This is a genomic window from Bradyrhizobium guangdongense (assembly GCF_006483445.1).
GTDB classification, from domain to species: Bacteria; Pseudomonadota; Alphaproteobacteria; order Rhizobiales; family Xanthobacteraceae; genus Bradyrhizobium; species Bradyrhizobium guangdongense_A.
The window spans coordinates 43,320-49,597 of the sequence record NZ_PPPT01000066.1 but is presented as its reverse complement, the minus strand read 5'-3'; the positions used below and the strand labels follow the sequence as shown (position 1 = coordinate 49,597).

The 6,278-nt window shown below is 64.3% G+C and carries 6 protein-coding genes; 1 reads left to right on the top strand and 5 read right to left on the bottom strand.

Features of this window, described 5'->3' with window-relative positions; genetic code table 11:
- The first annotated feature begins 61 nt into the window (after nucleotides 1-61).
- Nucleotides 62-790, top strand: a complete 729-nt coding sequence (locus C2U70_RS09800; protein ID WP_140977801.1) for a glutathione S-transferase family protein — start codon at nucleotides 62-64, stop codon at nucleotides 788-790.
- A 201-nt stretch (nucleotides 791-991) separates the two neighbouring features.
- Here C2U70_RS09800 and C2U70_RS09795 read toward each other — a convergent pair whose 3' ends face one another.
- The 5 genes from C2U70_RS09795 to C2U70_RS09775 all read right to left on the bottom strand — a co-directional run bounded on the left by C2U70_RS09795 (nucleotide 992) and on the right by C2U70_RS09775 (nucleotide 6,129).
- On the bottom strand, nucleotides 992-2,143 hold the full coding sequence (locus C2U70_RS09795) for an ABC transporter substrate-binding protein (protein WP_140977800.1): 1,152 nt from the start codon (nucleotides 2,141-2,143) through the stop codon (nucleotides 992-994).
- A 78-nt stretch (nucleotides 2,144-2,221) separates the two neighbouring features.
- On the bottom strand, nucleotides 2,222-2,641 hold the full coding sequence (locus C2U70_RS09790; protein ID WP_140977799.1) for an acyl-CoA thioesterase: 420 nt from the start codon (nucleotides 2,639-2,641) through the stop codon (nucleotides 2,222-2,224).
- A 12-nt stretch (nucleotides 2,642-2,653) separates the two neighbouring features.
- A complete protein-coding gene (locus C2U70_RS09785) occupies nucleotides 2,654-3,415 on the bottom strand; it encodes an SDR family NAD(P)-dependent oxidoreductase (protein WP_140977798.1) in 762 nt (253 codons plus the stop codon).
- A gap of 24 nt (nucleotides 3,416-3,439) precedes the next feature.
- Nucleotides 3,440-5,323, bottom strand: a complete 1,884-nt coding sequence (locus tag C2U70_RS09780) for a feruloyl-CoA synthase (protein ID WP_140977797.1) — start codon at nucleotides 5,321-5,323, stop codon at nucleotides 3,440-3,442.
- Nucleotides 5,320-6,129 (bottom strand): crotonase/enoyl-CoA hydratase family protein, encoded by an 810-nt coding sequence (locus C2U70_RS09775; RefSeq protein ID WP_140977796.1) that lies wholly within the window; start codon nucleotides 6,127-6,129, stop codon nucleotides 5,320-5,322. The genes C2U70_RS09780 and C2U70_RS09775 overlap by 4 nt, the downstream gene beginning before the upstream one ends.
- Between the last annotated feature and the right edge of the window lie 149 nt (nucleotides 6,130-6,278).

The window sequence follows — 6,278 nt, the reverse complement described above, 5'->3', positions numbered from 1 at the left end:
CCACCATGGTGGCAGCAGCGTGGCACTAGGTTCCCCAACAACGCTTCAGGAGAGCAACGGAATGATCACGCTTTATGGCTTTGGCACCGGGTTCGGCCTGCCGGAAATCAGCCCCTTCGTCACCAAGACGGAGGTGCAGTTGAAGATGGCGGGACTGCCCTATCGCAAGGAGCGCGCGATGCCGCCGGCCTCGCCCAAGGGGCAGTTGCCGTTCATCGACGACGACGGCGAGGCGGTGGCCGATTCCACCTTCATCCGCGCCCATATCGAGCGCCGTTACGGGTTCGATTTCGACGCCGGGCTGTCGCAGGCCGAGCGCGCCCAGGCCTGGGCGTTCGAGCGCATGGTCGAGAGCCACGTCTATTGGGGCCTGGTCGGCGCGCGCTGGGTCGATCCCGCCAATTTTGCCAAGGGGCCGTCGCATTTTTTCGACGGCGCGCCGGAGCATAATCGCGAAAAACTGCGCGAAGATGCGCAATTCCGCGTCGCCGAGAACTATCTGCTGAGCGGCCTCGGCCGCCACGCGCCCGATGACGATGTCGATCTCGCCGTGCGCTCGCTGTTTGCGCTGTCGGTGCAGCTCGGCGACAAGGCCTATCTGATGGGCAACAAGCCGGCCGGCGTCGATGCCACCGCCTTCGGCGCGCTGGCGGGGATTTTGACGCCGTTCTTCGAATCCAAGCTGCGCGAACGCGCCGAGGAGTTCGGCAATCTCACCGCCTATGTCGATCGCATGATGAGCGAATATTATCCGGAATTTGCATGGAGCAAGCTGCGAAAGGCCGCCTGAAGCACGTTTCGAGCGGGAGGGCCGCGCGCCACAAAACCTGCGCGGCTTCCCCCAAAGCGCTTGCGCAAACAAGGAGCTAGGTGATCTCACAGCATGCCCGGCCGCCACGTCATCGGCTACTGTGCATGGGGTTGTTTTCATCCCAAAAAAAGAGCCGGCCCTTTTGGGGCCGGCTCCGGTCGTCTCGGTGGTATCAGCGCGTTACTTGACGAGCTTGTACTTGCCGTCCTTCACCGTCAGCAGGATGCGCGAGCGCTCGTCGAGCCCGTAGCGATCCTTTTCGGTGAAGTTGTAGACGCCCTGGCTCGCCGCCAATTCCTTCTCGCTGAGCAGGGCCTGGCGGATCGCCTCGCGGAACTCCGGCGTGCCGGGCTTGGCGGTCTTCAGCGCCGTTGGAATGATGCGCTTGAGGATCTCGAACGCGTCGAAGGAGTGGCCGGCGAACTGGCTGCGGCTGTTCGGGCCATACTTGGCTTCATAGGCCGTATTGAGCGCGAGGCCGGGCTTCTTGGTCGCCGCTTCGTCCGGCTGGTCTTCCGGGTCCATGACCGGGCCGGAGGCCATCAGGACGCCTTCCGCGGCCTTCCCGGCGATGCGGATGAAGTCCATGCTGGCGGCACCATGGGTCTGGTAGATCAGGCCCTGGTAGCCGCGCTCGCGCAGCTCGGTCTGAGGCAGAGCGGCCGCGGTGCCGGAGGCGCCGACCAGGATGGCGTCGGGATTGGCGGCCACGAGCTTCAGCACCTGACCGGTCACCGAGGTGTCGGGACGCGCAAAGCGTTCCTCGTCCACGATGGTCATGCCCATCGGCACGGCCTGCGCCTTGAGGTCGTTGAACCAGAGGTCGCCATAGCTGTCGGAGTAGCCGATATAGCCGAGGGTCTTGATGCCCTTCGACTTCATGTGGTCGTACAGCACCTTGCCGACGATCGGAATCGGCTGCGGCATCGCCACCGACCACTTCATGCGTTCCGGGGTGATCGGGAAGGGCGCCAGACCAAAGTGCGGGATGCCGGCCTCGTTGGCGACGTTCGACACGGCGATGGTCGGCGGCGTCAGCGCCGAGCCCATGATGATGTCGGCTTTGGATTCCGTGACGAACCGCCGTGCGTTGGTGGTCGCGGTGGTGGGATCGCCGCCGTCGTCGAGCACGATCACCTTCAACGGCACGCCGCCGATTTCCTTCGGCACGAATTCCAGCGCGTTACGTTCGGGAATGCCCAGCGCCGCGCCCGGACCGGTCGTGGTGGTGGTGATGCCGATGGTGACCTCGGCGGTCTGGCTGAGCGCCGGCAGTGCCGGTAGCGCGAGCGAAGCAGCGGTGATTGCAGCCGTCAGATAAAACCGTTTCATTAATGTCCTCCCTGGTTTGTTTCTTTGTAAGCAGAAGTCGAGCGTGAATTCAGCCCCGTCTTTGGATGGTGCGGCGATTTAGCTTCCCGTGAATTTGGCTACCATTTCCGCCGGGAACGGTGCGGATTTCAGCTTGTCGGGGTTAACGGGGTCGCGGCCGACCAGCACGCGGGTCTCAAAACCCTCGATCGCCAGCGCCTCGCCCTTGTAGACGTTGTGCTTCACCTCAAAGCTCGAGCGCTTGATGCTCTCGATCTTCGTCTCGATGGTGATCCAGTCGCCATAGGTCGAGGGGATGTAGAACTTTGACCGCGTGTCGACCATGGGGATGCCGACCAGGCCGTATTTCTTGACCAGGTCCTGTTTGGAGAAGCCGGCCACCTCGAATAGGGTCGACGTCGAATCGTCGAACATCGCGAAATAGCGCGGATAATAGACGATGTTGGCGGGGTCGCAGTCGCCCCACTGGATCTGGACCTCGCGCCGGTTCACGAACATGCGGTTCTCGCCTTACTTGGGCGCCATGCGCAGCGAACCGTCGAGGCGCACCACTTCGCCGTTCAGATAGGTATTCTCGACCATGTGCAGCGCCAGCGCCGCGAATTCGTCGGCGCTGCCGAGCCGGCGCGGGAAGGGGATCGCGGCGGCGAGCGAATCCTGCGCTTCCTGCGGCAGGTTGGCGAGCAATGGGGTGAGGAACAGGCCGGGCGCAATCGTGAGCACGCGGATGCCGAACTGCGCAAGCTCGCGCGCGATCGGCAGCGTCATGCCGACGATGCCGCCCTTGGACGCCGAATAGGCCGACTGGCCGATCTGGCCGTCATAGGCGGCGACGGAGGCGGTGTTGATGATGACGCCGCGCTCGCCGCTCGCCTGCGGCTCGAGCTTTGACATCTCGGTTGCGGCCAGGCGCAGCATGTTGAAGGTGCCGATCAGATTGACCTTGATCACCTTGTCGAAATCGGCCAGCGCCATCGGACCGTCGCGGCCGACGACACGCTTGGCAACGCCGATACCGGCGCAGTTGACGAGCACGCGCGCCGGGCCATGGGCCTTTGCGGCAGCCGCAAAGGCGGCTTCAGCGGAGGCGGCGTCGGACACGTCGCACACCACGGCCACGCCCTTGATCTCGGCGGCAACGGTCTCGGCCAGCTTGGCATTGAGGTCGCATACCGCGACCTTGGCGCCCTGCGCCGCCAGTTTTCGCGCGGTGGCCGCGCCCAGTCCCGATGCGCCGCCGGTGACGATGGCTGCCTGATCCTTCAACAACATGGCTTTCTCCTTTGGCGGTATCTGTTAGCGGACCGTGATCACACGGTCCGATGGATTGGCGGCATAGAGCTCTTCGATCAGATCAGTGCGATGTTCGAGCACTGCACGCTGGTTGATCGAGCCCTTGTCGGTGACTTCGCCCTTGTCGATCGAGAGCGGCGTGTCGAGCAGGATCGCGCGGGTGATCCGGGTCGAGGAGCCGGTCGCAGATTCCAGGAATTTGGTCAGGCGTTCGCGGAAGGCCTCGCGGACGAGGCGATCGCGCGCGGTGACGGTGAGATCGTCGGCCGGCAGCGTCGGGTTGATCAGGCGGCAGCCGTCGAGATCGAGCAGGACGATCGCGGAGACCTCGTCGCGATTGATGCCCGCGATGACGACGTCGCGCACCAGCGGTGCGCAGGCCGCCGTGAGCCGCGCACGCAGCGGACCGACGCTGACCCAGGTGCCGCTCGCGAGCTTGAAATCCTCGCTGACGCGGCCGTCGAAATCGAAGCCGGCGTTGAAATCATCGGGATCGGCGGGCTTGAGCGCATCGCCGAGCTTGTAAAAGCCTTCTTCGTCGAACGACTTTGCGGTGATGTCGGGCTGGCGCCAGTAGCCGGGCATCACGTTCGGGCCCTTGGCGCGCACTTCCATCTTGCCGTTGTTCGGAACGAGTTTTGCGTCGTTGCCCGACACCGGAAGCCCGACATGGCCGGAGCGGCTGGTGTTCGGATTGACCGACATGAAGAACGGCGCGGTTTCGGTGGCACCGAGGCCGGTCAGCATCGGCACGCGATAGCCCTTCTCCTTCACCGCGAGCTCGTCGAGGCTGTTCCAGACGAAGGGCGACAGCGCCGCGCCCGAGAAGAACATCGCATGCAGCCGGTCGAAGAATTTTGCGCGCAGGCCCTGGTCGTCGCGCAAGTACGGCAGCAGCGACTCATAGCCCTTGGGGACGTTGAAATAGACCGTCGGCGAAATCTCCTGGAGATTGCGCACGGTCTCCTCGATGCCGCCGGGCACCGGCTTGCCGGCATCGAGATACATCGAGCCGCCATTGTAGAGCGTCAGCCCGATATTGTGGTTGCCGCCAAAGGTGTGGTTCCACGGCAGCCAGTCAATGATGACGGGCGGCTCGTCCTTGAGGAAGGCCAGCGTCTCGCGCAGCATCACCTGGTTGGCGCAGATCATGCGCTGGGTGTTGATGACGGCCTTGGGATTGCCGGTCGAACCCGAGGTCAGCAAAAACTTTGCGATCGTGTCCGGGCCGATTTTCCCATGCACCTCGTCGAGTCTGGGATGGATAGGCGTCGCCATGAGGTCGGCGAGCAGCGTGACGTCGCGTCCCGCGACCGTGCCGTAGGACGCCGCGATCTCGGTGCCCTGCGAGACGTTGGCAGCGAGCGCGTCGGCAAACCTGTCGGCGTCCTCGGCAAACACGAGGCCGGGCGTCAACAGCTTCATCAGGTAGGAGAGCTTGCCGTAATCCTTCGAGACCAGCGAATAGGCCGGCGAGACCGGACAGAACGGCACGCCGGCATAGAACGCGCCGAAGGCGAGCAGCGCGTGGTCGATCGAATTGCCGGAGAGGATGACGACCGGCTTTTCCGCCGACAGTCCGCGCTGGATCAGGCCTGACGCGATGTGCCTGGAGGAGGCCAGCAGCTCGGCATAGGTGATCTTGCGCCAGCCGCGGCCGCCTTCGCGCTCGGCCATGAAGACACGGTCCGGCGTCGTCGCGGCCCAGTGATGCAGGCGGTCGGTGAGGCGGACCGGATAGTCGCCGAGCGGCTGTTTCGGCCGCAGGTAGATCGTGCCGTCGTCGCGCCGCTCGACAATGACGGCGGGCGTGCCGAACGAGATCGGCCGGAGCGGGGCGGTGCTCGCGCCGCGGTCTGATTCAGAGGCGGACGGCTGGGCGCTCATGATTTCGGCTTCACCTTGGCGGTCTTGTGCTCGAGGAATTCGCGGATCCGGCGCTTGGCTTCCTTGTCGCTCTGCGCCACCGTCGCCATCAGCGATTCCATCAACAGGCCGGTCTGCGGATTGGCCTCCGCGATCATCGGCAGCGCCTGCAGCACGGCAAAGTTCGTCAGCGGCGCATTGGAAGCGATGCGCTGGGCGAGTTCCAGCGCCTTCGGCAGCGATCCGTCAGCCTCGGTCAGATATTGCGCAAAGCCGTAGGAGGCGCCTTCCGTGGCGGAATAGACGCGGCCGGTCAGCATCATGTCCATCATGCGCGCCACGCCGATCAGGCGCGGCAGCCGCACCGAGCCGCCGCCGCCGACGAAGATGCCGCGCTGTCCCTCGGGCAGCGCGAAATAGGTCGAGGGCTCGGCGACGCGGATATGGGCGGCGCAGGCAAGCTCGAGCCCGCCGCCGATCACCGCGCCCTTCAGCGCGGCGATCACGGGCACCCGGCTGTACTGGATGCGGTCAAAGACCCGGTGCCACATCTGGGAGTGCAACAAGCCGCCGGTGGCGTCATGGTCCTGCAATTCCGAGAGATCGAGGCCGGAGGAGAAATGGTCGCCGATGCCGTGGATCACCACCGCCCCGATGTCGTCAGGTAGCGTCGCAAAGCATTCGCCGATCTCCAGGATGATGCCGTCATTGAGCGCGTTGCGCTTGGCCGGCCGGTTCAGACCAACGGTCAAAACCTTGTCCGCCCTCTCGATCCTGAGCAGCCCCGAGGCCCCCGCACCAGCGGTATCGGCGTTTCCCTGTGTCATTTGCGTCCTTTTGAGAATAGTTATGTTCTATAACGAATTTTGAAGGAGTCAATATGGAGGTGGGTGCGCTGGCCATTCCCGGCCCGCGGGGCTGTGATCAGGACGGCGAGAAAAAGCCCTGAATCCGGTGCCGTCCTGGCGAAATCAGG